This window comes from Streptomyces sp. SL06 (assembly GCF_058244745.1).
This window is the reverse complement of the sequence record NZ_JBSYOT010000002.1, coordinates 4178782-4204363: the sequence shown is the minus strand read 5'-3', so window position 1 is coordinate 4204363 and position 25582 is coordinate 4178782. Positions and strand designations below refer to the sequence as shown.

Below are 25582 nucleotides of genomic sequence, written 5' to 3'. Positions count from 1 at the left end.
GTCCGCCGGTCGGACGGTCAGAGGTTGCGGAAGTGTCGATCGGTCAGGAGTCGCGGGACTCTCGGACGGTCGGTGGTCGAAGGCCCGCCCGCCGGACAGCCGGTGTCACGCTTTGTTGCTGGTCGCTTGCCTCTTGTTGCTGGTCGCTTGTCGCTTGTCGCACGGAAGCGTCGTCGTTGCCGCTCGGAAGCGTCGGCCGCTGTCGCTCGCGGAACGTCGTCGTCGGCGCTCGCGGAACTCCTCGCGGGGTCGGCACTACTCGCAGGGTCGGCGCAGATCCTCCAGAGTCACGGCCGTGCCCGGCAGGGCGGACCGGGCGGGAGCCCGCAGCCCGTCCAGGAACAACTGCAGATGGCGGTGGACGAAACGGTCGGCGCTCACACACCCCGTACCGGCCGGGGGCCGGCTGAGCTGGGCCGCGGCGACCATCAGATCGCCCACCCCCACGTCACCGCGGAGCTGGCCGGCCGCCTTCGCCCGGTCCATGATCTCGGCGACGAGCCGCTCGACTCTTTGGCGCGCCGCCTCCAGGTCGGGGTGGTGCCGGTCGAACGTGCCGGCCACCATGGGGCACAGCGCGCTGATCCGCTCGTCGGCGGAAACGTGCACGAAGCGCTCCAGCGCCTCGAACGCGTCGCCGCTCTGAGCGAGGGCCAGCTCGGCCGCCCGCGCCGTACGGTCCATGACCGAGCAGACGACCTCGCGGACGAGGGCGTCGCGGTCGGGGAAGTTGCGGTACACCGTGGCGTTGCCGACACCGGCCCGGCGGGCGACGTTGTCGAACGGCACATCGGGGCCGTGCTCGACGAACATCTCCCGGGCGGCGGTGACGATCCGCTCCCGGTTGCGCAGGGCATCGGCGCGGGGCCGGGTCACCTTGCGCTCCTCAAGGGTCGCGGTCTGCACGGCGTACTCCTTGGACGATGGGGTTCGCGATGCGGGGAGCAAGTCCCCGTTTCGCTCGGACACAGGGATAAACGGGGAAACGATCCCCGGTTATTTCCCGAGTCCGAAGAGTTTTCCAGTGACCCGCGTCACATGCCCCTGCGTGACCTCCACTCCCCTCCCCGTGACCCGTGCCGTGCCCCCCGTTCGGCGGCTACCGGCGAGAAACCCACGATCGGCCGCTCCAGCGCGCGCCCGCCGACCCCCCGGCACAGGGTGATCGGAAGGGCGCAGCCGGTGTCGGGCGGCTGCCGTGGTCCGGGGAGGTCCGCATGCAGCCGCACGCGCAGCCGCCGAGCCGTCGCATACGCCCGCGCAGGCCGGCCGCGATCGGGGCCGTCACCGTACTGACCCTGGCGCTCAGCACCTCGGCGGGCACCGGCCCGCTCACCCCGGGCACCACGACGGCGGGCCCCGGCCCGGCGGCCCTGTCCCGCTCCTCCGCGCACGGCCCCTGCATGATCAGCGGCGGCTCCGAGATCCAGATGTCCGAGGGCGTCCCGACCAGCGCCGGCTACGCCCGCTCGACCGGCACCGTACGCGCCCTGAACCTGATGATCGACTTCTCCGACGCGCCCGGCGAGGGCAAGGCGCTCGACCGTTACGGGGAGTTCTTCCCGCAGACCGTGGACTGGTTCCGCACCAGCTCCTACGGCCGCCTCGACTACCGCCCCGAGACCCCGATCCGCGACTGGCTGCGCATGCCGAAGCCGTTCGCCGAGTACGGCATAGAGCGCGGCGCCCCCTTCGAGCCCGGCTATCGCAAGCTGGTCCAGGACATGGTCGCGGCCGCGGACCCGAAGGTCGACTTCCGCGCCTACGACCTCCTGAACGTCCTGGTCACCCCGAACGCCGGCCCCTCCGCCCTGGACACGGTCCTGTCCGTCACCTTCGCCGGCAACGCCGATGCCCCGGTCGCCGACGGCGTCCCGGTGGCCAACGCGTCCTTCCTCTACTCCCGCCAGGACGACGGCTCCGGCTCCTACGACAAGACCGGCTACCGCGTACTCCCCCACGAGAACGGCCACGTCTTCGGCCTGCCCGACCTCTACACCCAGGAGGGCGGGGGCGCGGCCGGACACTGGGACATCATGAGCGAGGACTGGGGCGCCAACAACGACCTCCTCGGCTGGCACAAGTGGAAGCTGGGCTGGCTGGACCCGTCCCAGGTGCACTGCGCGTCGGCGTCCGGCACGACGGAGTACACACTGACGCCGCTGGCCCGCAAGGGCGGCGACAAGCTGGTGGTCGTCCCGCTGAACGGCAAGTCCGGTTACGCGGTCGAACTGCGCACCCGCGAGGGCAACGACGAGGCGGTGTGCCGGCCCGGCGTACTGATCTACAAGGTGGACGCGGACGTGGACACCGGAATGGGCCCGGTGAAGGTCTTCGACTCCCGCCGAAACAGCGGCGGCTGCACCCGCAGCCCAAACGTCCACGCAGAACTCTCGGACGCGACCTTCACTCCGGGCGAGACCTTCAAGGACCCACGGCGGGGGGTCGCGATCACGGTGTCGGGGATGGATGGGGAGGGGGGGTATCGGGTGCGGGTTCGTCGGGGGTGAGGGGGTGGGGCGGGGGCTGTACGGGGGGCGAGGTCGAGGGGGTGCGTGCGGGGGCCGCGGAGTGCGGAGCGTGTGCCGGCGGGCCGGCGCCCCGCATGAGGGCAGACCACCAGGTGAAGGACCGCTTCCGCAAGATCCCCTCACCTGACGGCCCACCACCCCACCCGCTACACTGTCGCCGGGGCACCCCACCGTGCCACCACCGGCCTTCGTAGCTCAGGGGATAGAGCACCGCTCTCCTAAAGCGGGTGTCGCAGGTTCGAATCCTGCCGGGGGCACAACGCGTTACCGCTCTGACCTGGAGTTTATCCCCAGAGAGGGCTCCTACTCGGCCTCGGACTCCTCGTCCGGGGCCGTTTGCGTGAGCGGACGGATCGCCACTTCCCTGTCCTTCTCCGGATCGATCAGCACCACCTAGCACAGGCTCAACCTCGCATCTTGGGCACCGCCGGGCTCCGATTTGGCTTCGGTGCCTTCGGCATCCCTTGCCGGACGCGATGAGCGACGAAGCACGCAGCAGCCTCGGCAATCACCAGATCAGTCTCCGGCAACAGGCTCGTATCGGTGTCCGCCACGATGCCTTCCAGGCCGACCTCGGCCAGGTGCGCCAGCGCCGCGGCACCGCATCGCAGAGCCCGACAGGGCGGTGATGCTTACCGACGCGGCGAAGCCAGCACCAGCCCCTTCCCAAACCAGCCCCTGCTGACCAGACGCGTTCGCCTGTCTCGCGTCGCCGCCCCGCCCTGCCAGCCCGCCACCGGCACAGTCCCTGCCCACCCGCAACCCGAGGATGAACCCTCGGCCGCATCGACGACCAGGCGACACCGCATCACATCACGAACGCCAGCCCTTCGCCGCCATCGGCGGGAATCGCAGTTGCCCATCCTCTCAACGGCAGTCCGACTGATAGAGAGTCACATGAGTTACAGCATCAACTCGTTGCACACCATGTAGCCGCCTCGCTACCCTTGGCACCGAGCGACTTGTTCGATGACTCCGCGCTATGACGGATCAGCTTCCTTGGCTTGTGCTTTACCGGGTCGAGCAGCGGAACCGTCTTACTGTGCTCCCTCGGGTATGAGGTTCATGTCCACCTCCCCCCCCTCGGGCCGGATGGTGCGTGGCTCGGACGGCACCAGAGGTCCCGGTGGCAACTGTTCCGCGGACCGACACGGGTGGAGGTCGGCGGTCGACATGTCCGCGCTCTCGCTCTGCCGGGCGCACCCGCGACTTGGCAGCACGACGCCGACATGCCGGTGCCTCAATCGGCCGACCTTCACGGAGAGCTGTTCCGTGTCCGACATCATCGCGTTCTCCATCCCCCTGGACCAGGGCGAGGTTGGCCTCGTCGCAGCTGTTCTCCAGCAGGCAGCCGACGAGTGCCGCGCCACCCCCTCTCCCGAATCCCCAAGTGATCAGGGCTCCGAAATCACGCTCGGCCGCCTGGCATCGCACTGGGCCGGGATCGCAGAGCAAGAACTGCACTGCGGCATCGTCAATCTGCATGGCGAGCGGTTGTATATGGTCACCCTGTCTTCTGAAGGGTGGTACCAGGTTCGTGCGGCACTCAGCGAGCGCGCCGCGCGGCTTTCGCTGACTCCGGTAGACACGCCAGCAGGTCGTGAGGATCGAAAGCAGGCGCGCAGAGCACTCCTCCTTGTGGATCGGATTACGGGAGCAAGCAGTGACCGATGAGTCCGTCGACCAGCCCTTCGACACGGGCGAAGGTTGGCAGCCAACGCAGTGGACGCTTCCCCGCGGCGCTGCCGTCGACAAGCTTGCCTCCTCGCTGTTCGGGCAAGGTTTTTCCGATGGAATTGTCCGGATTCTCTCACGCGCTGCAGTACGTCCCGACGAAATGCGCCGGAAACTGACCGAGTCCGTCGAACTGCGTGTACAGGGTGCCACTTTGTTGATTGTCGAGACCAGGTTGTGGTCCGCATCCGTGGTGCCGCATCCGGCTAACCCGCGGGAGTACGGGCGCCGGACTTACGCACTGGGTGGAGCCGGTACAACATTGCCCGAGCCAAGGTCGGCACCGAGCAAAGGCGCGGAGCTAGAGATTCATGTGGAGGATCCGAGTGCACTCGCGCAGCGGCTGGAAGATGCCAAGGGCCGTTTGACGAAGGAGAACCCCCTAGGCGAGGACATTGCGGTGGAGGGAGTACTCCAACCGCTTACTGTCGTGCCACTGACTGTAAATCACCAAAATGGTCATCCAGCTGCCTCGCTCTTGATTGCCGCCGATGGCTCCAGCCGCATCAGCGCGGTGCACGATCTACTCGGATATTCCCCGTCGAAACTTGCATACGAGTGGGGTGGAGACGATCGTAAATTTCGTCAGGAAGTAAACCGTTGGATCCGGCTAGTCCGGAAGCAGGGCTGGGACAGCCTTAGCGAGGAGGAGCAGGCAAAGGCGCGCGCCCTCACCATCCCCGCGCGTGTTGTCGTCGGGTTCCGCTCTGATGCTCGATCAAACCAACTCTTCCATACGGCCGTACGCAACTTCATCGGCTTGACGCATATCCGCCCGCCCAAGCCGTACGGCCCTGCCGTGGAGAACGAGGCCAAGGCAGACGCTGTTCTCGACGTCCTAGCACAACCCACAACTACGCGGCCTGCCCGTATCTCTGTATCAGAAAAGCAGTGGTTCGCTGGGGTGATCACTGAGCATGACGCCTTGACCGAGGGGTTCAGCCGACACCGTGATGTTCGGGCTGCAGAGATCGTCCGAGCCGTTCTGGGCGGGGGAATCGGCACAGCCCGTCGCGTCAACGACGGGATTCGCTCGTTGACAGCGAAGCAGCGGCCAAAGCGAGAAGATCGTGTAGATATTGCAGTTGAGCTAATCCTTCGCCCGGTTCGCACCGAGAAGAGTGATGCGCTCCAGTTCGTTCGACCGCGCCGCGCGGTGCTGCAACGCGCCTACCGAATGCCCGAGATCGAGGCGCTTCCTTCCGACTCGCCCCTGGAAGGGACCGCAGAGGACCCACGATCGCTTGAGGACCTACGTGATGAAGCCCTAGAGGAGGTGGAGCATGGCCTAGGCGACAGCGGGCGTCTAGGCGTCGCCCAGACAGAACTCGCGGTCAAAGCGGCTTACTACATGGCGATTGCGGAACCTATGGCTTTGCAGCGCGAAGTTTTCGGCGGATCCGGTGACGAGGACGATCGCACTCTGCCTGTCGTGGTACGCGCCATGCTCTCGCGCCGTCGGGGTGTATTCCAGGCATACGAAATCGTGCGAGCAGGCCGACTTGGCCAGAAGCTGTACGAGGTCGACGAAGCCGAGATGCTGATGCTCACAGTCGGAGGCGAAGCCCGCGAGTTGACCGACTCGCTAGTGCGCCACACATACAACGGCGAGCCACTGGCAGAAGTCGCGAGCGGGTTCAAGGCTGCAAGTCTGTGCTGGGCCGACGTGACCACGACTGTCGAGGCCCTCAAAAAGGCCGTTGCCAGCATGACGAGGGTCCCCATCCACGCGGGCGGGGCCAGCCTCGTAGAGCGGGACGGATGGGATTCAGTCCAGGTCTCGTCCCTTCGCCAGAGGCTCGACCGTATCGACCGCACCCTGGCCAATTGGGCCGACTGGTATGACGACCTGAACGAGTCCGGCGCTCGAGAGCCCGAGGAACACGCTTAGAGGCTGTCTCACGTGGTGGGTTTTGCGAGCTTCTTGTAGCAGGTCAGGGCTGCGGCCAGGCCAAGGAAGGCGAGGAAGTGGCTGCCCTTGCGTTCGTATCGGACCGTGAGCCGGCGGTAGCCGAACAGCCAGGAGATCGACCGCTCGATCTTCCAGCGGTGGCGGCCGAGCCGCTCGCCGGACTCGATTCCCGGACGCACAATCCGCGGGATCAGGCCGCGGCCGCGGACAGGCCAGGTGGTCAGCAGAGTAATACGCCTTGTCCGCCCGGATTTTGACCGGTCGCCGTCGGCGCGGTCCGCGTCTGGAGCGGATGGCGGGTATCGCCAGGATCAGCGGCTTGAACGCCTGGCTGTCATGCAGGTTCGCCCCGGACACCGCGACGGCCAGCGGGATGCCCTGAGCGTCGGACAGAACGTGCAGTTTGCTGCCCTTCTTGCCGCGATTGACCGGGTTCGGCCCGGTCAGCGAGCCCCCCTTTTCGCACGGACGGACGCGGCGTCGATGATTGCTGAGGTCCAGTCCAGCGCACCTCTGGCACCGAGTTCCTCCAGGACCGCCCGGTGCAGCCGGCGCCACAGACCGGCCCTGGTCCACGCCGCGAACTGGCGATGCGCGGTGGCAGGCGAGGTGCCGAACGTCGGCGGAAGGTACCGCCAGGCACAACCGCTGGTCAGCACGTACACCACCGCCGTGAACACCTTCCGATCCGCCACCGGTACCGTCCCGCTACCCTGCTGTCTGGGCCGGAACGGTGGTATCAGCGGCGCGGCAATCTTCCACAGCCCATCGGGGACAAGGTCCCGCGCAAGATCCACAGCCATAGCGGACGATCATGCCCCACGCGGGGCCGGTCGCCCGTCCTCAGGCAGTGTGGGAATAGAGGTTGATGATCGAGCCCCACGACTTCTAACCTGCACAAATGACCGAAGACGGCCCTGCGGTACGTGTGGGAGACACCGGACCGCGACCGGTCCACCTGCTCTTCTCCGAGCCGGCAAGACCGTTCGAGAACGACCCCACACTCGACTTCGTCGTGAAAGCTCGCGGGCAATGGGTCAGTATCGAGACCCTGGTTCGGACATGGGACGGCGACGGCCTCGACACCTTCCTCTCCTCACTGGCCGAGGATTTCCACGGCTGGGAAGGAGCACGCGCCTGGCGCTCCCTGGAACGCGACCTGACGATCTCGGCGGAACACCACTCGCGCGGCTACGTACACCTGACGTGGGGCATCCACGATCGGCCTCCGTCCGAGGAGTGGCACTTCGAGACCACCACCGTGCACGCGGCCGGCGAGGAGATGCGAAACCTCGCCGCCGAGCTCCACACGTTTCTCACGAGCACAGTCGAGTAGCTGGGGCAACACCACGTGAGACAACCTCTAAAGCGGGTGTCGCAGGTTCGAATCCTGCCGGGGGCACAACGCATTACCGTTCTGAACTGGGGTTTCTTCCCCAGGGAGGGCTTCTACTCGGCCTCGGACTCCTGGTCCGGGGCCGTTTGCGTGAGCGGTGCGTGTGAGCGGACGGAAGGTTGAACTACGAAATATCTCCCAACGGATCAGCACCGTTCGGCACGGATTCCGCGTCGGGCTCCTCCCCACCCTCGGGGTCGGGTGCCGCTTCAGAAGCGGTGTTCAGATCGGCCCCGGCCGCGTGAGTCGACCGTGGCAGAACGGGCAGCAAGCCTCACTTGATCACCGACGCCACCGGCATCCCGCTCGCCGCGACCCTGACCGGCGGCAACCGCAACGACGTCACCCAGCTGATCCCGCTCCTCCAGGCCGTCCCCCCCCCGTGCGGGGCAAGCACGACCGGCCTCGTCGCCGCCCGGATATGGTGCCGGCCGACCGTGGCTACGACCACGACAAGTACCGCCGCTTGGTGTGGGACCTCGGCGAAGAAGCTCCGAACGCGTTAACTTTCGTCGCCATGGGCGGGCCCTGAAACCGCGATCTTGGATCACCGGGAGGACTTGCTGTGTGGTGGTGATCCAGGCATCGATGTCGGCGTGGAACGACCTGATGGCGTTGATCAGCGCCGCTACCACCTCCAGCTTCGGCTTGCCGACGTTCAGGCTGAGCTCGTCCATCGACACCTCTTGGTACGACACGACCAACTGCCACCAGAACCGCATGAGGAAGCGGCATTCCTGCGGGTCACGGTCGTCTGCGAGACGATCATGAATGACCCTCTGGACGCGCCGCCGCTGCTCATCATCACGAAAGCCGTTGCTGAGATCAGTCAAGGTCACATCCGGACGGTAACAACCACGCTCGTTCACGACACCGAGCAAGCCCTCAAGCCCGCACAGAGCATTTCGTTAGGGGGTTCTGAGCAGACCGGAAACGGTCGGCTCCCCTCGGTGCCTCCATCGCCTACCGAACAGCAGCACCGACAGCGCCGGTAGACATCGTCAGAACCGGACGGGTCGCGTTCCTCCGGGATCGGAGGAACGCACGAGGCTTTCCCGGATCACGCCCTCGCTGGCGCGCAGAGCCGCCGTCAGCTCTCCTCGCAACTCGTCCGGGACGATCCCAGCGCCGAGGGCGCAGGCGCGCACCAGCGCGCGACAGTCCTGCACTTGCCGGTCCGTGGCGATCTCGGTGAACATGAGGGTGAGCCAAGTTCTCGCGGGCCGCGTAGCCGTCTGCGGCGTCCGTCGTCCTGCGGTGGAGGTCCTCGACGATGCGGCGCGCGACGAGCGCCCCGGCGGAACCGATCGCGTCGAGAATCGTAAGTCCGAGCCGGGTGTCGAAGACAGTCGTCCCGGGTTCGGTCTTCCGTGCGAGGTAGGCCGTCACCAGGTCCGCCAGGTGACCGTCGATCGGCTGCCCGGCGTCGCGGCGGCCTAGAACGGTCAGGCATGCAGTGACGGCTTGCTCCCACGGATCGCCGGGCACCGTGTCGGCAAGGAGGACATCGGCCCACGTGGTGTCACCCGCGGTGAGGGCGGCGAGTACGGCGACCTGTCGGCCGTCGAGCATCCGTTTTCCGATGCCATGGTGGGCTTCGATGTGCGCCAGGGCCTCGACCCATTGCCCCTCGGTGGTGAGGGTGCGTGTGCCGTCGGCGAGGAGGACGCGCCACAGCCAGGCGCGAACCTCCTGGCGGTCTTCGTCGGTCGTAGTGAGGTCCGCGGGTACGTTGACGCCGTCGAACCGGGCGGCTGTGCCCGCCTTGACGGCCTTGTACAGGTCGAGCAGTCGCTGACGCCCCTCATCTGCACGGCCGGCGCGGATGTGGAGGCGGGCCAGGTTGACGACCGGTTCCAACCCTCGGATCGCGCTCATGCCGGGGAGGGGGCAGGCGTGGAGGTAGGCGGCGGCGTGCTGGTGGCACATCTCGCGGGCGAGATCGGGAAGGCCGAGGTCGGAGGCGATGAGCGAGACCGCGCGCACGCTCGGGCAGGGGCAGGCAGGCGGGCCGGAATCGGGCGACGAGCGGGAAGCGCTGGGCTGTGGGACCGTGCGGATCCATGTGTCCCCCAGTGTGTGAGTGAGGGCTGGTGGGGCGACGGTGCCCGCCGACTGCGTGCCGTAGGCACCGTCCGCTACACGTGGGGCGTCACCGCCAGTCGACGACGATGCGGTTCAGCGGGGTGTCAAGGGCGAAGAGACCCGGGCGCTGCTCGATCTCGGGGGCGTCGAGAGGCTGGATTTCGAACGTGGCCTCACGGTCGCGGTAGTCGCTGTCCCAGGTGCGGATGGCGTCGGCGACCCTCGCGGCCAGCTCATCGCTGCCGGGACCGTGGCCAACGACACCGAACTCCCTGAGCTTGCCACCCTCGGGGGTCTTCTCCTTGCTCACGCGCCGGGCCGAGCTGGGCGACGACCGGGCACGGTTCGCCGACGCCAGGGCGCTCAAGTCGTACGCCGGATCCGCCCCCATCACCCGGGCCTCCGGCAAGAAGCGTTTCGTCGGCCGCCGGTTCGTCAAGAACACTCGCCTCATCAATGCCGGCTTCCTCCGGGCCCTCACCGCCTCACCGGGAGCGAACGCACACTACCGACGCCGACGCGAGCATGGTGACTGGCATGCCGCCGCACAAAGGCACTTGCTGAACCGCTTCCTCGGCCAGCTCCACCACCGCCTTCAGCACGGCCAGCTTTTCGAGGAGGCCGTCGCTTTCCCCATCGCAGCCGAGGCTCTCGGAGCATAAGTTCCCTCAGCCACCGACGGCACGGGACCAGTGCTCTTGGATGACGGCCTGCTTCCGCTCGAGTTCGGCATCCATCACGCGATTGGTGAGGGTCCCCGGAATCGTGAGCGAGCGTCCATGGGTCCTGATGACACGAAGGTCCGACCAGGTTCCGCTCCGTCTCACCCGCCGCCGCTCCTCGATGCGCGCGACCTCGCTCCAGGGAACCACTCGCCTACTCACGAAGGTGTGGAGTTCCAACCCCGCCATGGTCAGTAGGACCTGGCCATAGATCGTGTTGATCGTGCTCAAGACCACCACTATGGAGAAGGCCCCCAGGCCACCGAACCACCACCATTTGCCCGGTTCATGTGTGGTCAGGCTCATCGCCACCATCACACCAGCGAGCGCCAGCGTCAGGATGCCCGTCCGCCACCAGTACCGCCGCCGATCACGAGCGTTGAAGCCGATCCACGCCTCGGGCATGTCCATAACACTACCGAGGCACACTCGAACAACGACCACCCTGGCTATTGACGAACAGCACGCCTTCGCACCGCTCCTGTCACCCCCGAATCGAGAAGCCGGCTTGACTTCATAGCCCCCTGAGATGTCTTTGGCGCGAACGGAGGCCGCGTCGACGATCGCCGAGGTCCAGTCCACCTCGCCCCGGACCCCGAGTTCGTCCAGCACCGCCCGATGCAGCCGACGCCACAGGCCGACCTCGGTCCATACCATGAAGCGGCGATGCGCGGTGGCGGAGGACGTGCCGAACGTCGGCGGCAGATGCCGCCAGGCACAGCCGCTGGTCAGCACGTACACCACTGCGGTGAACACGGCCCGCTGGACGCGGAGCGGTCCCGCCACCTTGCGGTCGGGCCCCGAACGGCTGAGCGTTCCGCCCCCGCAACACCGTGCCAGCTCCGCGTGCTCCTCTGAATGGTCTGGCTTGACCGCGTGCTGCGACGTTGCCTCAGGATGCCGGCTTCGTGCGTGCGCGATGCGTGAGTGGACCGTCCAGCACAGGCTGTCATAAGCGGATCAAGCACTCAGCAGCCGTCACGCTGACCAGCGGCGTGTGCGGGGATGTAACGCTAGGCGACGTCCTGGTTACGGGGTTTCCACCGACCCCATGGGGGCGTCGGCGGCCTCCTGCTAGAACTGGGGGCATCAGCTAGGTACAGGTGTCCGTTTGGCTCGCGATCACCTCAACCGGAGAAGTGACCGCTCACCTCGCGGCGGGAAGTACCTCCAAGGTCAGCTGGATCAGTCTGTATGGCGCCGCCTGCCGTCTGGACCACCCGACGAGGTTGGCTGAGTCGAGCCCGTCACCGCCCGGCAGCGGCCTGGCTGGCCCTCCATTCAGGAGCCTCGGGCGTGTCCTGGAACTCCAGGAGGTGCTGTCCGGCGAGCCGCTGCAGGGCGGCGCGTACGTCTGCCGGTGTGACGTAGAAGAACTCCCGTCGTAGGTTTACCCGGTTGACGCGGCGGGACTCGAACTCCTGGTGCAGGCGGCGTTCCAGGCCGACGGCGTCCCCACTGAAGATCAGGGCGTGTACGTCGAAGCGGAAGGGGACGGACGCGTCCCCGAGTTCGATGACGCGGTCCATGGGATCGAGGCGCCGGGTCATACCGATCTTGACCATGCGTTCGCCGAACGCTCCGACGTTGGAGATGACGTAGACGTATCCGGCCCGGATGTTGGCCTCGCGGGCCTCGACCGTCTCCAGCTCGGCGCCCAACTCGGCCAGTTTTCCTTCAAGTTCGGCGATGGCGGCCTCATCACCGGTGCCGGAGCGCAGGCGGCGCAGGGCGCCCTCGTAGTGGCTGCGTTCCTTCTCCAGCCGCTGCCGCTCGCGCTCAATCTCGCGCTGCAGGCGCTCCTCCTCGCGCTGCTGGGCTCGTAGCTCTCGCTGCTCCTCCCGCTCGGTCTCCTTCCTCACCAGGTAGTCCGCCGTCAGCTCCAACTCCTGTACCCGCAGCTGGTGGTAGTCATCGCCGATGCGGATCTGCATGGTGGCGCCGAGCCGGGCGATCGACTCCCGCGTCTTGCCGAGCCGGTCGATCAGCGAGTCGAGCCGGTGGGGCTTCATGCCGCGCACTGCGTTGTCCGCCTCGGCGTTGTACGCGCGCAGCATCAGCTTGGAGAAGTCACGGACCATCTTGCGGCCCTTGGCAGCTGAGCCGTCCACCATCCAGTACTGGTTCCCGAGCACTGCCCGATCGTCCCTCGCCAACTGCTTGTAGCGGGCCTTGAGGCTGTCGAGCCGGTCCTTGTAGGCGAGCGCGTCGGCGAGTGGATGGCGGTACTCGTAGATGCCGGCCTCTTGCAGCATCCGCGTCTCATCGGTGAGCACCAGATCCCGGCGCGCGGCCGTGAGGCGCTGTTCGGCCTCCGCCGTCTGGCGAGCCATGTCGTCGGCTTGCCGGCGCACGTCGACCAGGGACTGCGCGGCGCTCTCGGCGGCGTGCTCTATCTTCTCGTCGAGGAGAGCGTCGATCCGTCCGATCTCTTGGAGCTTCTCCTCATGCGCGCGGCGCAGTCGCTGCTGCTCGGCGGCTATCTGAGCGCTGTCGGCCCCGATGAGACGACTCAATTGCTCTGTCAGGTGACGGTTGTCGTCCTGTAGTCCGCGTACCTGTGTTTCCATCAGCGCCAGCTCGCCCGCCAGACGCGCCGCCTCGGACTCCGCTTGCTTACGGCGCCGACCGAACAGACCCCCACCTGTGGCCGGGACCGTCACCTGGGGACCGTAGGGGGACTGCTGAGGAACGGGTGCGCTCGACTGCGGCACGGCCCCTTCCGGGATCCAGATCTGCCAGCCTGGGGGTGTGGGCCATGCGGGATCCGGTTCCCAGCCCGGTGGCGGGCTCCACCCCTCCGGCGGGGCGGGCCAGGTGGGCGGCGGGTTGAACCGGTAGGTCATGGGGCAACGACTCCTGTCGCGAGGGCGAGAGACGGCCGGCGTAACCCCGATGCCGTCCGGCAGCCAGCGGGCCGAGTCGAACGTACTCGGCCTTGTGGACCTTCGTCCTGCCATCTCCTGTTTTTGGCTCTCCTGGCAGCAGATCCGACGAGGTCGGTGAGCCGCAGGGAGCCGTTGGACTCCGGCCGCTGTCAGGACGGGCCCTCCGCCGGCAGCGAAGTGCCCTTCATCCCCGGGGGACCGGTCCGGCGCCCCCGGGCACGGCCGACCGCCCCTGACGCACCGGGTGAAGGCGAAGCGAAGGTGGCCACCCCTCTGTCCGCGGACAAGTTCCTGTCCGTTCTCAAGAACGCACGACTATGAACGGGGTGATGATCCACCACACGGGCGCGTACTCCTCCGCGTCTTGTGCCTCCCCCTGGCCACGCCGCGCGCGCCGCGCCCGCGACCTGTGGCACGAGGTCGCGCCCCCTGCAGTCGGCCCGGAACGGATTCAGCACACATGAGGCCGGGAAACCCTCGGAACCTGCAAGAACCACCGAGACATGTTTCTCCAGGTCAAACGCGGTCATGGGGGAGTTTCCCCAGGTCACGACCTTGATCAGAGAAAACTCCTAGAGCGGGTGTCGCAGGTTCGAATCCTTCCCGGGGCACAGGAAAGGGCACCTACAGTTTTTTGTGGGTGCCCTTCGTCGGTTCAGGTGACGTGTGCGTCGACTTCTTCGATGGTCAGGTTCAGTGTGCCGTCCAGGGCCCTGGCCAGGCGCCGCAGCAGCGGGAGCGTCGGCACGGTGTCGCCGCCCTCCATCCGGGAGACCTGGGGCTGGGTCATCCCGGCCCGCTCCGCCAGCTCCGTCTGGGACAGGCCCAGCTCGATCCGACGGTCGTAGACCGCCTGCCCGAGGTCGCCGGCCAGGCGGGCGTCGACGTACTCCTGGTCGTACTCCACCGCCTCACCCGCGAGCCGGCGAGTCCGGCGCGTCCTCCATGTGCTGTGATTCATCAGCTCTCCCTGCGCCGCTCGTAGACGTGCTGGGCGTGGCCGCTCGGTCCCGCAGGCCTCAAGGCAGAGGAATCGCAAGGCCGGCCTCGCTTGCCGGCATTTGTCACGAGCCGGTACTCATGCAAGAGTACTCGTATGTCATCGATCAGGTTGTTCATCCTCGACACGTTTGCGAGGAACGGCGAGATGCACGGGCACAAGGTCCGTCTCCAGGCAGAGCGGGAGCATCTGCACCTGTGGACGGACGTGTCGGTGGGCAGCCTGTACCAGGCGATCAAACGGCTGCTGTCCGAAGGGCTGCTCGCTGAGATACGAGTCGAGCGGGAGGGGAATCTGCCCGAGCGTCAGGTGTACGGCATAACCGACGAAGGGCGGCGGCGGCTACGAGAGCTCCAGTCGCAGGGGCTCAGCCACGTATGGATGAAGCCGGACCCCTTCGACCTGGCCCTCACTCGCCTGGACCCCGGGAAGCTGGACGATCTCCACGCCGTGATCGCCTCGCGGCTGGACGAAGTCTCCTCCATGCTGTCCACCACCGAGGCGCTGAACGCGCAGGCCATCGACAGCGGCCAGCTGACGGTGAGCGAGTCCCTCGCGGTCAGCCACGGCGCGCACCGGCTGCGCGCCGAAGTCGCCTGGCTCCAGGAAGTCCTGAACGCGGTGCCCGCGATCGTCGCCGACGAGCGGACCCGCCAGCCCGGCAACCCCTGATTGCCGGGCACCACCCCAGCACGTACCGCCCCGCGAACTGCGCGGCCGACGTGCGGACCATATGGAGCATGCGCCATGTCGGAACTGATCGAGCCCTTCACGCTGTCCATTCCCGACGAGCAGCTGACCGATCTGGCTGAACGTCTCTCCCGCACACGGTGGCCCGACGCCGAAACCGTGCCCGACACGAGCCAGGGTCCCCAACTGGCCAAGGTTCGCGCCCTGCACGACTACTGGCTCCACACCTACGACTGGCGGCGCTGCGAGGAGACCCTCAACGGTTTCGGCCAGTCCCGCACCACCATCGACGGCCTGGGAATCCACTTCCTCCACGTGCGCTCGCCGGAGCCGGACGCCCTCCCCTTGATCATGACCCACGGATGGCCCAGCTCGGTCCTCGACTTCCACAAGGTCATCGGACCGCTGACCGACCCCGCGGCCCACGGCGGCGATCCGCGCGACGCCTTCCACCTCGTGGTGCCGTCGCTCCCGGGATTCGGATTCTCCGACCGGCCGACCGCACCCGGCTGGGGATTTCCCCGGATCGCCGGCGCCTGGATCACCCTGATGGACCGGCTCGGGTACCAGCGGTGGGGTGCGCAGGGCGGCGATCTCGGCTGCGCGGTCACCGACGAGATCGGTCGCGCGGCCCCGGACGGCTGCGTCGGACTGCACCTCAACTTCGCCATGTTCCCGCCCACGCCCGAGGAGATCGAGGACGCCACCGCGCAGGAACAGGCGATGCTCGACAGCGCCGGCTGGTTCTGGGAGAACCTTTCGGGCTACGCCAAACAACAGGCGACCCGTCCGCAGACCATCGGCTACTCCCTCGCGGACTCGCCCGTCGGCCTGGCCGCCTGGATCTACGCGATGTACCAGGACACCTGCGGCACACCAGGAGACGCGGAAGCGTCATTCACCCTGGACGAACTGCTCGACACCGTCATGCTGTACTGGCTTCCCGGCACCGGAGCGTCCTCCGCCCGAACGTACTGGGAGATGGCCCAGGCGCCCCGCCCCTCCGCGCCGTCCCCCGCCGAACCCATCACCGTGCCCGCCGGGTTCAGCATGTTCCCCGAGGAGCACGTGCGAAAGTCCAGGCGCTGGATCGAGCGCCGCTACAGCAACGTGATCCACTTCAGCGAGCCCGCCGCAGGAGGCCACTTCGCGGCCCTGGAGCAGCCGAAGCGCTTCGCCGATGACGTCCGGGCCACTTTCCGATCCGTGCGCTGAGCACGGATGCCTGCGCCGCGGCCTCCCTCCACCGACCTCCTTGCGGAAGGGCACGATCTCATGGCGGCTCTGCCGACCGAACTCCTCGAACTGCTGCGGCGGCCGAGTCCCTGCTTCATCGCCACGACGATGCCCGACGGCTCGCCCCAGCTCACGCAGACCTGGGTGGACACCGACGGCGAGAACATCCTCGTCAACACCGTCGAGGGCTACCGCAAGGCGAAGAACGTACAACGTGACCCGCGCGTCGCTCTGAGTATCGCCGACCCCGACGACACAACCCGCTACTTCGGGGTGAAGGGGCACGTGATCGCCGCCACCACCGACGGTGCCGCCGAGAACGTCGAACACCTCTCCCAGAAGTACACCGGTCGGCCCTACACCTCCTACGGCGGCCCGGGACAGACTCGGATCCTGCTGACCATCGCCGTCGACACCGTCATTCACGCCCCCACGCACTGACGAGTGCGTGCACCGGAGGATCACGGGCCTGTCGGCCAACGTGATGGCTGAACTGGTGGCAGAGCTGGGTCCGTTGTGGCGCGAACGGCACCGGGCCGAGCGTGCGTCCCGTCCGCGGAAGCGCGCTGTGGGCGCGAGTGCGAAGCATCGGTCGGCGATCTCCCCCCGTGCCAGGGTGTGACCATACAATCACCGCATGTCGATCCTCTCGCATCTGTACCACGGTGAGTTGAGTGACTGGTGCGAGACACGGTTGACCGGATCGGCCGAGGTGGCGCGGGATTTGGCGGTGCGGGTGCGTGGGAGTGAGATCACTCGGCCGGAGGGACAGATCGACCGTCACCACTGGAGCCAGGCCGGCCGGGCCTTCGCTCTCCGGCTTGCCGCCCTGGTCCAACCCGCCCCGCCCTACTCCTCGTTGCTCGGGCTGGCCGGTGCCGGGCTCGTCTCGCGTTCCTGGGCCGATGAGCAGGCGACGCGTTATCCGACTCACGCCCGGTTGCCGGAGTATCGGCGCGAGCGGGCGTTGGACATGCGTCCTACGCCGGGCGACTGGGTCGACCTCAAGGTGGCGCGCGACGCGGGGGCGACGGTCGGCATGGTGTTCAGCCCCGGGGAGCGGCGACACCGCCGCTTCTCGCGTCCCGGTCTGCCGGACGAACCGGTACTGAGCGAGCTGTTCGAGCGGATGCGCCGGTACTTCGCCGAGCACGCGACGCTCGGCCGGCTCGGCGGGCCGGGTGCCGAACGGGGGCTGGCCCGGCTGTGCTGGATCCTCGCCGCGTTCCAGTACGCCTACCGCAACGACAGCATCGAGCACCCGCTCTTCCGGGTGTTCCGCGACGATGTGCCGAGCGTCGCGGAGTTGCACCGCAGCGCGGACGACGACGCGATCGCCGATCCCCTGGCCCTCACACGGCGGTTGAGTACCTCGGGCGCCCTTGAGCAGATGCGCGGCCTGGCCGGTGATCCGCCCGTCGGCGCGCCCTGGGGCATCAACTGCCCTGTGGTCTTCGACCACTGGGACGACCAGACCTTCCTGCTCAACGGCCCGGACGGGGCGACCCTGTTGGAGACCGCGGCCGTGGTCAGCGCCGATGTCGCGCGCCGGGGGCGCCGCCGTATCTGGAAAATGCTCGCCGGCGCGTGGCTGGACACCGCCAACGTCTTCCGCATCCGCACCCTCGCCGTGTACTTCGTACGACACGGCGTCCTCGTCACCTGGCCGGTGGCCTCCCTGACGGAGCTTCTGCTCGAGGGCCGTGATCCGCGGGAGGCCAGGAACGAGTTCGTCGGACTGGCAACGTGCCTGCGCGACAAGGACCGTGCGCGTCGCTCCGCCTGGCGTGAGGGCGGCGGCGGCCAGTAGCGGGGCGGGCCCCGAAGCGGCAAGGGGCGTCGACGCGCCGAGATGCCGCCTGGGACACCGGGTCCCCGGTCCTGCGCGTCGTCGCCCGCGGAACCGGCAGTGCGCCGCCTTCCGGGGCGCTCGGGCGCGTACCCCGGCCGCTTCTCCAGCCAACCGGCCCGCAGCGTGGCCGGTGCGTCCGTCGCCGTCCTGGATTCCTGCTTGCCCTCGGCTGCACGGCAGCAAAGGAACGCGTCGTGTCCGCACCCACGGCCTTCATCACCGGCGGGGCCACGGCCGAACCGCTCCACAGTTCGTCACCGTCTTCTTCGCGACCCGGGCGGCGTCGCCCGGTCGCCTGGTCGGAGATCCGCTGCCGCGGCTCACGCTTCTCGGTCTCCGCAGCGTATTTGCGTTGACGGCGCCGAGTCGTCCTGCCTAGCGTCGCCCACCGATGAAGAAACGTACCGAGGAACATCCCGTACTCGACTGGGTGAGCGCGCCCGGCGCCGGGGAGCGTCGGGGCGGCGCCGTCATCTACGTGCACGGCGGCGGCTTCGCCCACACCATGCCGGACGCCGAGCGTGCCGTCGCCCGCCGGCTGTCGCGGGCCACCGGGCGCCCCGTTCTGCGCGTGGACTACCGGCTGGCGCCCGCCCACCCCTACCCGGCGGCCCTGGAGGATGTCCTCGCCGCCTGGGCAAGCGTGCTGGAACAGGGCGTTCCCGCCGCGCGCGTGGCGTTCTTCGGGGAGTCGGCCGGGGCGACCCTCGTACTGTCCGCCCTGCTGGAGATCGAGCGGACCGGCGGCCCCCGGCCCGGCGCCGCGGTCGTCGTCTCGCCCCTGACGGACCTGGCGCTCACCGGCGCCTCCCTGACGGCCAACGAGGGCAAGGACGTCCTCGGCACCACCGTCCTCACCTCCGTGTGCGCCCAGTACCTCGCGGGCGCGGCGGCCGACGAGGCGCCGCAGTCACCGCTGTACGGCGATCTGCGCGGGCTGCCCGCGCTGTTCGTCGCGGTGGGCGGCGACGAGGTGCTGCTGGACGACGCCCGCCGGCTCGCACGGGCCGCGCGGGACGCGGGGGTGCGTGTGCGGTTGCGAGTCCACGAGGGCATGCGGCACGCCTTCCACCTCTCCGAGGAGGACGGCGCCGAGCTGTTCGAGGAGGTCGGTCGCCTACTCGCCGACCCGGTACGGGAGTTCGCCGTGAGCGACCCGGACGCCGGGCCCTACGCCCTCGTCGAGGGACCGGACGGCGCCCTCTGGTTCACCCTCGTCCACCGGGGTGCCGTCGGCCGCAGGGACCCGGGCGACGGGCGGATCACCGTCCACCCGGTCGGGGACGGACCGACCGTGATCGCACAGGGCCCGGACGGGGCCCTGTGGTTCACCGAGTACCGCACGCACCGCATCGGCCGGATCACTCCAGACGGCTCCTACTCCTCCTTCGCGCCCCTCTCCGCCGAGGGCGGGCCGTACGGGATCACCGCCGGGCCGGACGGTGCCATGTGGTTCACGCTCTCCGCCGTGGACCGCGTCGGCCGCGTCACCATGGACGGCGTCGTCACCGAGTATCCGGCGCCCGGTGCCTTCCCCTCCGCCGTCACGGCCGGTCCGGACGGGGCCCTGTGGTGCACCCTCAACCAGCACAACGCCGTCGGGCGGCTCACCACCGACGGACACGGCACCGCGTACCCCCTGCCGACCGAGGGCGCCGCGCCGGTGGGCATCGCCGCGGGACCCGACGGCGCCCTGTGGTTCACCGAGATCGGGGCCGGCCGGATCGGCCGGATCACGGTGGCCGGCGACATCACCGAGTACCCGCTGTCCGACCCCGCGGCCAGGCCGCACGCGGTCACGGCGGGGCCCGACGGTGCGCTGTGGTTCACCGAGTGGGGCAGCGGCCGGGTCGGCCGGATCACCGTCGACGGCAGCGTCACCTCGTACGCGCTCTCCCGCCCCGACAGCGAACCGCACGGCATCGCCGAGCACGGCGGCGCCCTGTGGTGCGCCCTGGAGACCGGTTCCCTGGCCAGGGTCGCGGTCCTGCCCTGACCGCCCCCGGTCGTCGTCACGCCGCCTCCGCCGCCCGCGTCGGCAGCAGCCCTCCGTCGGACGTGCCGCGTCGGCTCGCCGCCGTGAGAGCGAGGGTCACCGTGAGCGAGGCGAGCGCCATCACGGTCATGGCCGTCGCCGGAGAGCTGAACTGGGCCACCGTGCCCGCCAGGGTTGCTGCGACGCCCTGCATCGTGAGCATCCCGGCGGAGTGCAGACCGAGGGCGTGCCCGGAGAGTTCGTCGGGGGTCAGGGCGACCAGACGCTCCTGCTGCACCAGGCTCGCGCCGAAGCCCACGGAGGCCAGCGCGACCAGCGCGGCCGTCAGCGGCAGTGGCGGGCGCAGGAAGAGTACGAGGTACGGCGCGGCCAGCAGCACCAGCAGCGGGATGCCCAGCCGTGGGCGCAGCCGGGCCGGCAGCAGTCGGCCGACCGTCACGTCCCCGGCCAGCATGCCCAGCGCGGCGCAGGCGAACAGCGTGCCCGCGGCGCGGGGGTCGTAGGAGACGTACAGCGACTCGCAGCCGACGACAAGTCCGTTGGGGATCCACAGGACCAGGTACACGTGGCGGCGTGGACGGGCGGACCACAGCAGGGCGTTGGCGCGCCGGGTGGCGGCCACCGAGGGGCGGCCGGAGGCGCGCGGCGGGCGGCGGGTCAGCCGCAGGGCGAGGCCGGCCGCCGTGCCGTACAGGCCCGCCGCGAGCAGCAGGCACAGGCGCGGTGACAGAAGGGCCAGCAGGACACCGCCGGTCGCGTAGCCGGCGATCTGCATGAGGCCGCTCATCATGTTGAAGAGCGAACGCCCGGTCAGATAGCCGTCCTTGGAGAGGATCTCGGTCAGCAGTCCCCAGCGGACGCCGCCGCCGAGCGAGGCGATCAGGCCCTCGGCGAGGACGATGGCGAGCATCGCCCAGACCGGCAGGCCGGGCAGGGCGAGGGCCGCGGTGGCGGCGGCGAAGGCGAGCGAGAGGCCCGCCAGCGTCGCCCGCGGGGCCAGCCGGTCGGCGCCGGAGAGGAAGAACGTGGCGCCCACCACCTGGGCCAGCGACGGGCCGAACATGCTCAGCGCGGACAGCAGCGGCGAGTCCGTCGCCCGGAACACCAGTGTGCCGAGGGCCAGACCGCTCACCGTCTGGGCGGCGATGTTGGCCGAGGAGGAGAGGAAGAGAGGGCTGAACTCGGGGGTGCGGAAGAGGCTCCCGTAGCTCTTGCGGCCCGTGCCTGGTGGGCTCGGCGGGCCTGGCTTGTCCGGGGCGTCCGGGGCGTCTGGGGTGTCGGGCATGCGGGGGAGTCTGGGACGGTCCGGGAGCCGGACGTTATTCTTTCGCTTCCACGCGAAAGCCTGCCGGGAAGGGCCGGCGGGAAGGGCTGTCGGGAAGGGGAGCGACCGCATGGGCTGGTGGCACATCAACGCGGACACGCTCGCCCGCAGCCGTTTCGTGCTCTCGCCGCTCGCCGAGACCTTCGCCTGTCTGAAGCTGCTGCACGCAGGCGCGGCCGCGCACCCCGGCGAACGCGCCTGGCTCGACACCCACTTGCCCGGCTACCGGCGCCGGCTGGCGGACGATCCGGTGACCGCGCTGCTCGTCCGCTCGTCGCTCGGACGGGAGTGGATCGCCGACTTCCTCACCCCCACCCCGCGCGCGGACGAGACCTTCGAGGAGGGCCTCGCGCGGGTCGCGTCGGCCCGCCCCGAGGAGGCCCGCGCCCATCTGACCGTCTCCCTGGCGGGCCCGCTCCCCGCCGCCCTGGACCGCGACGACCTGCCCGAACGCGCCGCCGCGCTCCTGGAGTACGTGTGGACCGAGGCCGTACGGCCCGACTGGGACCGGCGTCGGCGGGTCCTGGAGGCCGATGTCGTCGCGCGGACCGCGCAGGTGAGCCGGGGCGGCTGGGCGGCCGTGCTGGACGCCCTGCGGCCGGGTACGCGCTGGCTCGGCGACAACCGGCTCCAGGTCAATCTGCACGAGTATCCGCCGCGCGAACTCGCCGGTGCCGAGCTGATCCTCGTACCGGTCACGCCGCAGCGGCACGGCTGGGTGTCGTGGGAGGAGGCCGAGCGGTACGCGGTGGTCTACCCGTGCACGGGCGCCCTCGCGGACGACGGGGCCCGTGCCGTGCCCGCGGCCCTGGGCGCGCTGCTCGGCCCGGCTCGGGCGGGGGTGCTGGTGCTGCTCGGCTCCCCCATGAGCACCAGCCAGCTGGTCGGCGTGACCGGGCAGGGCCTCGGGTCGGTCGGGCGGCATCTGCGGGTGCTGCTGGACGCGGGGCTGGTGGCACGGCGGCGGGCGGGGCGGTCGGTGCTGTACTCACGGACGGCGGCCGGGGAGGTGCTCGTCGAGGCGGGCGAAGCGGGCGGCGACCGGCGGGCGTGAGGGGGCGCGGGGGCGCGGGGGCGCGGGACTAGCATCCGTTCCATGACGACCTCACAGAACGAGAAGAACACGCGGAACGACGACAGCCTCCCCCTCGATGTCGGGATCGGCGCCCTCCAGGGCGGGTCCGCGGATCTCGCCCAGTACGCGGGCCGGGTCGTGCTGGTGGTGAACGTGGCCTCCAAGTGCGGGCTCACCCCGCAGTACTCGGGCCTGGAGCGGCTGCACGAGCGGTACGCGGAGCAGGGCCTCACCGTGCTCGGCGTGCCGTGCAATCAGTTCATGGGCCAGGAGCCGGGCGGCGCCGACGAGATCGCGGAATTCTGCTCGGCGACGTACGGCGTGACCTTCCCGATGACCGAGAAGGTGGAGGTCAACGGGGAGGGACGGCATCCGCTGTACGACCGGCTGACCGGGTTCGCGGACGCCGAGGGGCACAGCGGCGACGTCCGCTGGAACTTCGAGAAGTTCCTGATCGGGCGGGACGGCAAGGTCGCCGCCCGGTTCTCGCCGCAGACCGAGCCGGAGGCGGCCGAGGTCGTGGCGGCCGTGGAGGAGCGGCTGACGGGCTGACCGGACGGGCCCCCGGACGCGCCCGGGGTCGTGTCGTGAGGTGTGCTTCGCCGACGGGGAGACGGTGGGCCCGCGGGACCCGGTGTGCGACGTGGCGCTCCCGCTGACGTGATTCGACGGGAGCCCCACCGGACAGAGCCCTCTCGGCAAGGTCGGCGAACTGGTCGAGAGGGCTCCGTCGGCGGTACCACGGGATGACGCCTGGAGGCGTTACCCCTTGACCGAGGTCACGAACGTGTTCCACGCCTTGGCCGGGAAGGCCAGGACCGGTCCCTCGGTCACCTTGGAGTCGCGGACGGCGAGTGCCGTCACGACCGATGACCTGACCTCGACGCACGCGCCGTTTCCTCCGGAGTAGGAGGACTTGGTCCATGAATCCGTGGCGCCCTGAAGAATTGCCATGTCTGCTCCGATGGCGAGTTGCTGAGTACGGTTTACGCCAATGTCTTGTGATCGTTGGCGTGATCCACGCTACTCGCTGACCTCACCGACCGGAGCAGCCATTCACCCGACCGGATGACATATTCCAGGTGACTCTTCCAGTAGTGCGTGCCGATGGTGTATCTTCCCGCCGCCCGTCAGCGTGCGTACTCCTTCGCCACATCCGCGATGCACTGCCGCGACTGCTCCACGTTCAGGGCCTGGGCCCGCAGATGCTCGTACATCACCGTGTACTTCTGCACGTCGGGCGCCTTCTCCAGGTACAGGTCACTGGTCACGCCCTCGATGTACACCACGCTGGAGTCGGCCGCGTCGGCGAACTCCAGGATCGAGTACTGGCCGATGATGCCGGGGTGCGCCCCGACGTCGAAGGGCAGCACCTGCACGGTGATGTGCGGCAGCTGCGACATCTCGGCGACGTACTCCAACTGCTCGCGCATCACCTGCTTGTTGCCCACCACCCGGCGCAGACAGGCCTCGTCGAGGACCACCCACAGCCGCAGCGGGTTGTTCTCGGCGGAGACGCGCTCCTGACGCCTTATACGGACCTGCACCCGCTTCTCGATGTCGGCGACCGAACGTCTCGGGCAACGCGCCCTGGATGAGCGCCTCGGCGTACGTCCGGGTCTGCAACAGGCCGGTGATGATCTGCGGTTCGTAGGTCCGCAGCGACTCCGCGTCGGTCTCCAGGCCGATGTAGACGCTGTACGGGATGTCCCCGAAGGCGTGCCACCAGCCCTGCTGGCGCGAGTCCTTCGCCATCTGCATCAGCGAGTCGACGATCCGCCGGTCCTCGACCTCGTACACCCCGCACAGGTCGCGGACGTCGCGCTGGCTGATGCTGCGGCGGCCGTTCTCCAGGCGGCTGATCTTCGACTGCGAGACCAGCAGCCGCTCCGCCACCTCCTCGGCCGTCATGCCCTTGAGCTCACGGAGCCTGCGCAGCTCCTGGCCCAGCCGGCGTCGCCTGACGGTGGGATTGACATTGGACGCCACGGGACGTGCACCTCCGGCTGCGTGACTCACACTGTGCCACTTTGCGTATCTGCTGCTGAGCAGACTGCCACCAAGGTGCTTTCTACCGCTGGGAAACGGTCGATATGCGCCGCGCACCCGCCTGTTCGGGGTGCCGCCCGTACACATGGCCGCGCGGGGCGACGGGACCGGCCGCCGTCCGGGCGTGCCGGACGTACGGTCGGCCCCGCCGCCCCGCGCGGACCCGCGGCTCCCGTGACCGGGTCTCGGGGACTGGTGGTGCGGCGGTGCGGTACTGCGCGTGCGTCACCGAGGTGCGGCGGTGCGGCCCGGGGTGCTCAGTGGGCCACCGCGCGCGCCATGGATCCGTGGCGCGGTTGCGCCGGAACGCCGCGGGCGGGTTCCGGGGCGGGCCTGGCCCCCGGTCCCGCGGCCTGGCGGCCGGCCGGGGCCGGAGTGCGGCGCGGCTGCGCCGCCGCGCCGTTCTGGACGTCCATCACCGCGTGCGCCACCAGTCCGCCCATGGGGTCGTGCCTGATGAGGTCCCGCAGCCGGGACCGCGACGAGCGTCCTTCGTTGCCCGGGTAGAGGTGCTTGCCGAGTCCGACCGCGTGGGCCAGCGCGGCGAGCGCCGCGGTCCGCGGGTCCGGCGGAACGCCGGTGCGGATCGCCGAGTCCAGCCGGGCCTTGATCTCCCTGCTGATCGCCGTGTCCGTCGCCTGATAGCGAGTCGTCGGCAACACCCCGCACATCTGGCCCTCCACGGCATGCACCATGCCGCATCGCTCCAGATGCGAGAGGTAGGTCTGGCGCAGCCCCAGGCGGGGCCCGCCAATCCAGTTGACCGCCCGTACGGGAGCGCCACGCCTTCGCAGCAACTCCAACGCGCAGTCCAGTGTTGGATCTCCTGTCGGCCGTGGTGCCACCACGGCGATACGATCCCCGTCTGGGGCTATCCGTCCGGCCAGCGCCAGCTCCACCAGCTGTGCTCCGGCCAGACCGAGGTCGAGCGACTGCGGCTGCGCGGTGGTACCCGTGGTCGGGTCCAACGCCAGCAGCAGAAGCTCCTCCGGAAGTGTTCTGCGGCTCCTGCCCATCCATGCCTCCCCGCGTGGATGAAAGACAGGGTGACCCCTCTCACATTGGTCTGTCGAGGGTGCGTGACCGGTTCGT

The 25582-nt window shown here is 69.0% G+C and carries 21 protein-coding genes, 1 tRNA gene and 7 pseudogenes; 18 read left to right on the top strand and 11 right to left on the bottom strand.

The features are described 5' to 3' along the window. Positions 1–255 precede the first annotated feature (255 nt). The gene (locus tag AC4IHM_RS19280; RefSeq protein ID WP_490868249.1) at positions 256–906 is read right to left on the bottom strand and encodes a TetR/AcrR family transcriptional regulator; all 651 of its coding nucleotides are present in this window, start codon (positions 904–906) and stop codon (positions 256–258) included. Between the two features lie 311 nt (positions 907–1217). Between AC4IHM_RS19280 and AC4IHM_RS19275 the strand changes: the two genes are divergently transcribed. The 5 genes from AC4IHM_RS19275 to AC4IHM_RS19255 all read left to right on the top strand — a co-directional run bounded on the left by AC4IHM_RS19275 (position 1218) and on the right by AC4IHM_RS19255 (position 6156). Beyond that, positions 1218–2510, top strand: a complete 1293-nt coding sequence (locus tag AC4IHM_RS19275; RefSeq protein WP_490868248.1) for a M6 family metalloprotease domain-containing protein — start codon at positions 1218–1220, stop codon at positions 2508–2510. A 205-nt stretch (positions 2511–2715) separates the two neighbouring features. Further along, positions 2716–2788: transfer RNA gene (locus tag AC4IHM_RS19270), tRNA-Arg, on the top strand. A gap of 219 nt (positions 2789–3007) precedes the next feature. Further along, positions 3008–3160 carry a hypothetical protein gene (locus AC4IHM_RS19265; protein WP_490868247.1) on the top strand — a complete coding sequence of 51 codons (153 nt, stop codon included), beginning with the start codon at positions 3008–3010 and terminating at the stop codon, positions 3158–3160. Between the two features lie 643 nt (positions 3161–3803). Further along, the gene (locus tag AC4IHM_RS19260) at positions 3804–4205 is read left to right on the top strand and encodes a hypothetical protein (RefSeq protein ID WP_490868246.1); all 402 of its coding nucleotides are present in this window, start codon (positions 3804–3806) and stop codon (positions 4203–4205) included. After that, the gene (locus AC4IHM_RS19255; protein ID WP_490868245.1) at positions 4195–6156 is read left to right on the top strand and encodes a hypothetical protein; all 1962 of its coding nucleotides are present in this window, start codon (positions 4195–4197) and stop codon (positions 6154–6156) included. Before AC4IHM_RS19260 ends, AC4IHM_RS19255 begins: the two co-directional genes overlap by 11 nt. Before the next feature lie 8 nt (positions 6157–6164). On the opposite strand, the pseudogene AC4IHM_RS19250 reads toward AC4IHM_RS19255, so the two are convergent. Continuing rightward, a pseudogene (locus tag AC4IHM_RS19250) lies at positions 6165–6980 on the bottom strand (IS5 family transposase). Positions 6981–7078: 98 nt separating this feature from the next. On the opposite strand from AC4IHM_RS19250, the gene AC4IHM_RS19245 reads away from it, so the two are divergent. The 3 genes and pseudogenes from AC4IHM_RS19245 to AC4IHM_RS19235 all read left to right on the top strand — a co-directional run bounded on the left by AC4IHM_RS19245 (position 7079) and on the right by AC4IHM_RS19235 (position 8568). Then, positions 7079–7513, top strand: a complete 435-nt coding sequence (locus AC4IHM_RS19245; protein ID WP_490868244.1) for a DUF6228 family protein — start codon at positions 7079–7081, stop codon at positions 7511–7513. 305 nt (positions 7514–7818) lie between these two features. Further along, positions 7819–8039, top strand: a pseudogene (locus AC4IHM_RS19240) (transposase); the annotation flags it as partial. A 76-nt stretch (positions 8040–8115) separates the two neighbouring features. Beyond that, entirely contained in the window at positions 8116–8568 is a 453-nt protein-coding gene (locus AC4IHM_RS19235; protein WP_490868243.1) for a hypothetical protein, read from the top strand. A gap of 6 nt (positions 8569–8574) precedes the next feature. Here AC4IHM_RS19235 and AC4IHM_RS19230 read toward each other — a convergent pair. Both AC4IHM_RS19230 and AC4IHM_RS19225 read right to left on the bottom strand, forming a co-directional pair. After that, positions 8575–9638 (bottom strand): annotated as a pseudogene (locus AC4IHM_RS19230) (hypothetical protein). Between the two features lie 87 nt (positions 9639–9725). Further along, positions 9726–9977 (bottom strand): annotated as a pseudogene (locus tag AC4IHM_RS19225) (methyltransferase, FxLD system); the annotation flags it as partial. Between AC4IHM_RS19225 and AC4IHM_RS19220 the strand changes: the two are divergent. Next, positions 9931–10320, top strand: a pseudogene (locus AC4IHM_RS19220) (transposase); the annotation flags it as partial. The pseudogenes AC4IHM_RS19225 and AC4IHM_RS19220 sit on opposite strands and share 47 nt — an antisense overlap. 6 nt (positions 10321–10326) lie before the next feature. Here AC4IHM_RS19220 and AC4IHM_RS19215 read toward each other — a convergent pair. After that, positions 10327–11220, bottom strand: a complete 894-nt coding sequence (locus tag AC4IHM_RS19215) for a transposase (RefSeq protein WP_490870872.1) — start codon at positions 11218–11220, stop codon at positions 10327–10329. Positions 11221–11627: 407 nt separating this feature from the next. Next, positions 11628–12635, bottom strand: a complete 1008-nt coding sequence (locus AC4IHM_RS19210) for an SNIPE associated domain-containing protein (RefSeq protein ID WP_490868242.1) — start codon at positions 12633–12635, stop codon at positions 11628–11630. Between AC4IHM_RS19210 and AC4IHM_RS19205 the strand changes: the two genes are divergently transcribed. Further along, positions 12627–12929 carry a hypothetical protein gene (locus AC4IHM_RS19205; protein ID WP_490868241.1) on the top strand — a complete coding sequence of 101 codons (303 nt, stop codon included), beginning with the start codon at positions 12627–12629 and terminating at the stop codon, positions 12927–12929. The two genes, AC4IHM_RS19210 and AC4IHM_RS19205, sit on opposite strands and share 9 nt — an antisense overlap. A 994-nt stretch (positions 12930–13923) precedes the next feature. Here AC4IHM_RS19205 and AC4IHM_RS19200 read toward each other — a convergent pair. Further along, positions 13924–14229, bottom strand: a complete 306-nt coding sequence (locus AC4IHM_RS19200) for a helix-turn-helix domain-containing protein (RefSeq protein WP_490868240.1) — start codon at positions 14227–14229, stop codon at positions 13924–13926. A gap of 135 nt (positions 14230–14364) precedes the next feature. Here AC4IHM_RS19200 and AC4IHM_RS19195 point away from each other — a divergent pair, with 135 nt between their 5' ends. The 6 genes and pseudogenes from AC4IHM_RS19195 (at position 14365) to AC4IHM_RS19170 (ending at position 20042) form a co-directional block, all read left to right on the top strand. Beyond that, positions 14365–14940, top strand: coding sequence for a PadR family transcriptional regulator (locus AC4IHM_RS19195; RefSeq protein ID WP_490868239.1), 576 nt, complete (start codon positions 14365–14367; stop codon positions 14938–14940). A gap of 75 nt (positions 14941–15015) precedes the next feature. Continuing rightward, on the top strand, positions 15016–16173 hold the full coding sequence (locus AC4IHM_RS19190) for an epoxide hydrolase family protein (protein ID WP_490868238.1): 1158 nt from the start codon (positions 15016–15018) through the stop codon (positions 16171–16173). A gap of 60 nt (positions 16174–16233) precedes the next feature. Continuing rightward, positions 16234–16635: a TIGR03618 family F420-dependent PPOX class oxidoreductase gene (locus tag AC4IHM_RS19185; RefSeq protein ID WP_490868237.1), complete on the top strand. Its 402-nt coding sequence runs from the start codon at positions 16234–16236 to the stop codon at positions 16633–16635. A 196-nt stretch (positions 16636–16831) separates the two neighbouring features. Then, a complete protein-coding gene (locus AC4IHM_RS19180; protein ID WP_490868236.1) occupies positions 16832–18004 on the top strand; it encodes a hypothetical protein in 1173 nt (390 codons plus the stop codon). 433 nt (positions 18005–18437) lie between these two features. Beyond that, positions 18438–19106: pseudogene (locus AC4IHM_RS19175) on the top strand (alpha/beta hydrolase fold domain-containing protein); the annotation flags it as partial. Next, positions 19101–20042 carry a Vgb family protein gene (locus tag AC4IHM_RS19170; protein ID WP_490870871.1) on the top strand — a complete coding sequence of 314 codons (942 nt, stop codon included), beginning with the start codon at positions 19101–19103 and terminating at the stop codon, positions 20040–20042. The pseudogene AC4IHM_RS19175 and the gene AC4IHM_RS19170, both read left to right, overlap by 6 nt. 16 nt (positions 20043–20058) lie before the next feature. Here AC4IHM_RS19170 and AC4IHM_RS19165 read toward each other — a convergent pair whose 3' ends face one another. Next, complete coding sequence (locus tag AC4IHM_RS19165; RefSeq protein ID WP_490868235.1) at positions 20059–21327, bottom strand: MFS transporter; 1269 nt, start codon at positions 21325–21327, stop codon at positions 20059–20061. Positions 21328–21436: 109 nt separating this feature from the next. On the opposite strand from AC4IHM_RS19165, the gene AC4IHM_RS19160 reads away from it, so the two are divergent. Then, positions 21437–22420: an ArsR/SmtB family transcription factor gene (locus tag AC4IHM_RS19160; RefSeq protein ID WP_490868234.1), complete on the top strand. Its 984-nt coding sequence runs from the start codon at positions 21437–21439 to the stop codon at positions 22418–22420. Between the two features lie 42 nt (positions 22421–22462). Further along, positions 22463–22993 (top strand): glutathione peroxidase, encoded by a 531-nt coding sequence (locus AC4IHM_RS19155; protein WP_490868233.1) that lies wholly within the window; start codon positions 22463–22465, stop codon positions 22991–22993. Positions 22994–23203: 210 nt separating this feature from the next. On the opposite strand, the gene AC4IHM_RS19150 is transcribed toward AC4IHM_RS19155, so the two are convergent. The 3 genes and pseudogenes from AC4IHM_RS19150 to AC4IHM_RS19140 all read right to left on the bottom strand — a co-directional run bounded on the left by AC4IHM_RS19150 (position 23204) and on the right by AC4IHM_RS19140 (position 25506). Beyond that, the gene (locus AC4IHM_RS19150; protein WP_490868232.1) at positions 23204–23395 is read right to left on the bottom strand and encodes a DUF397 domain-containing protein; all 192 of its coding nucleotides are present in this window, start codon (positions 23393–23395) and stop codon (positions 23204–23206) included. 176 nt (positions 23396–23571) lie between these two features. After that, positions 23572–24430: pseudogene (locus AC4IHM_RS19145) on the bottom strand (helix-turn-helix domain-containing protein). Between the two features lie 317 nt (positions 24431–24747). Next, entirely contained in the window at positions 24748–25506 is a 759-nt protein-coding gene (locus tag AC4IHM_RS19140) for a GOLPH3/VPS74 family protein (RefSeq protein WP_490868231.1), read from the bottom strand. Positions 25507–25582: the final 76 nt, after the last annotated feature.

Coding starts and splice junctions, on each gene's coding strand:
- AC4IHM_RS19275 (WP_490868248.1), top strand. CDS start 1,218: ATGCAGCCGCACGCGCAGCCGCCGAGCCGTCGCATACGCCCGCGCAGG.
- AC4IHM_RS19265 (WP_490868247.1), top strand. CDS start 3,008: ATGAGCGACGAAGCACGCAGCAGCCTCGGCAATCACCAGATCAGTCTC.
- AC4IHM_RS19245 (WP_490868244.1), top strand. CDS start 7,079: ATGACCGAAGACGGCCCTGCGGTACGTGTGGGAGACACCGGACCGCGA.
- AC4IHM_RS19210 (WP_490868242.1), bottom strand. CDS start 12,635: ATGCTGCAAGAGGCCGGCATCTACGAGTACCGCCATCCACTCGCCGAC.
- AC4IHM_RS19200 (WP_490868240.1), bottom strand. CDS start 14,229: ATGAATCACAGCACATGGAGGACGCGCCGGACTCGCCGGCTCGCGGGT.
- AC4IHM_RS19195 (WP_490868239.1), top strand. CDS start 14,365: ATGTCATCGATCAGGTTGTTCATCCTCGACACGTTTGCGAGGAACGGC.
- AC4IHM_RS19190 (WP_490868238.1), top strand. CDS start 15,016: ATGTCGGAACTGATCGAGCCCTTCACGCTGTCCATTCCCGACGAGCAG.
- AC4IHM_RS19185 (WP_490868237.1), top strand. CDS start 16,234: ATGGCGGCTCTGCCGACCGAACTCCTCGAACTGCTGCGGCGGCCGAGT.
- AC4IHM_RS19180 (WP_490868236.1), top strand. CDS start 16,832: ATGTCGATCCTCTCGCATCTGTACCACGGTGAGTTGAGTGACTGGTGC.
- AC4IHM_RS19170 (WP_490870871.1), top strand. CDS start 19,101: ATGCGGCACGCCTTCCACCTCTCCGAGGAGGACGGCGCCGAGCTGTTC.
- AC4IHM_RS19165 (WP_490868235.1), bottom strand. CDS start 21,327: ATGCCCGACACCCCAGACGCCCCGGACGCCCCGGACAAGCCAGGCCCG.
- AC4IHM_RS19160 (WP_490868234.1), top strand. CDS start 21,437: ATGGGCTGGTGGCACATCAACGCGGACACGCTCGCCCGCAGCCGTTTC.
- AC4IHM_RS19155 (WP_490868233.1), top strand. CDS start 22,463: ATGACGACCTCACAGAACGAGAAGAACACGCGGAACGACGACAGCCTC.
- AC4IHM_RS19150 (WP_490868232.1), bottom strand. CDS start 23,395: ATGGCAATTCTTCAGGGCGCCACGGATTCATGGACCAAGTCCTCCTAC.
- AC4IHM_RS19140 (WP_490868231.1), bottom strand. CDS start 25,506: ATGGGCAGGAGCCGCAGAACACTTCCGGAGGAGCTTCTGCTGCTGGCG.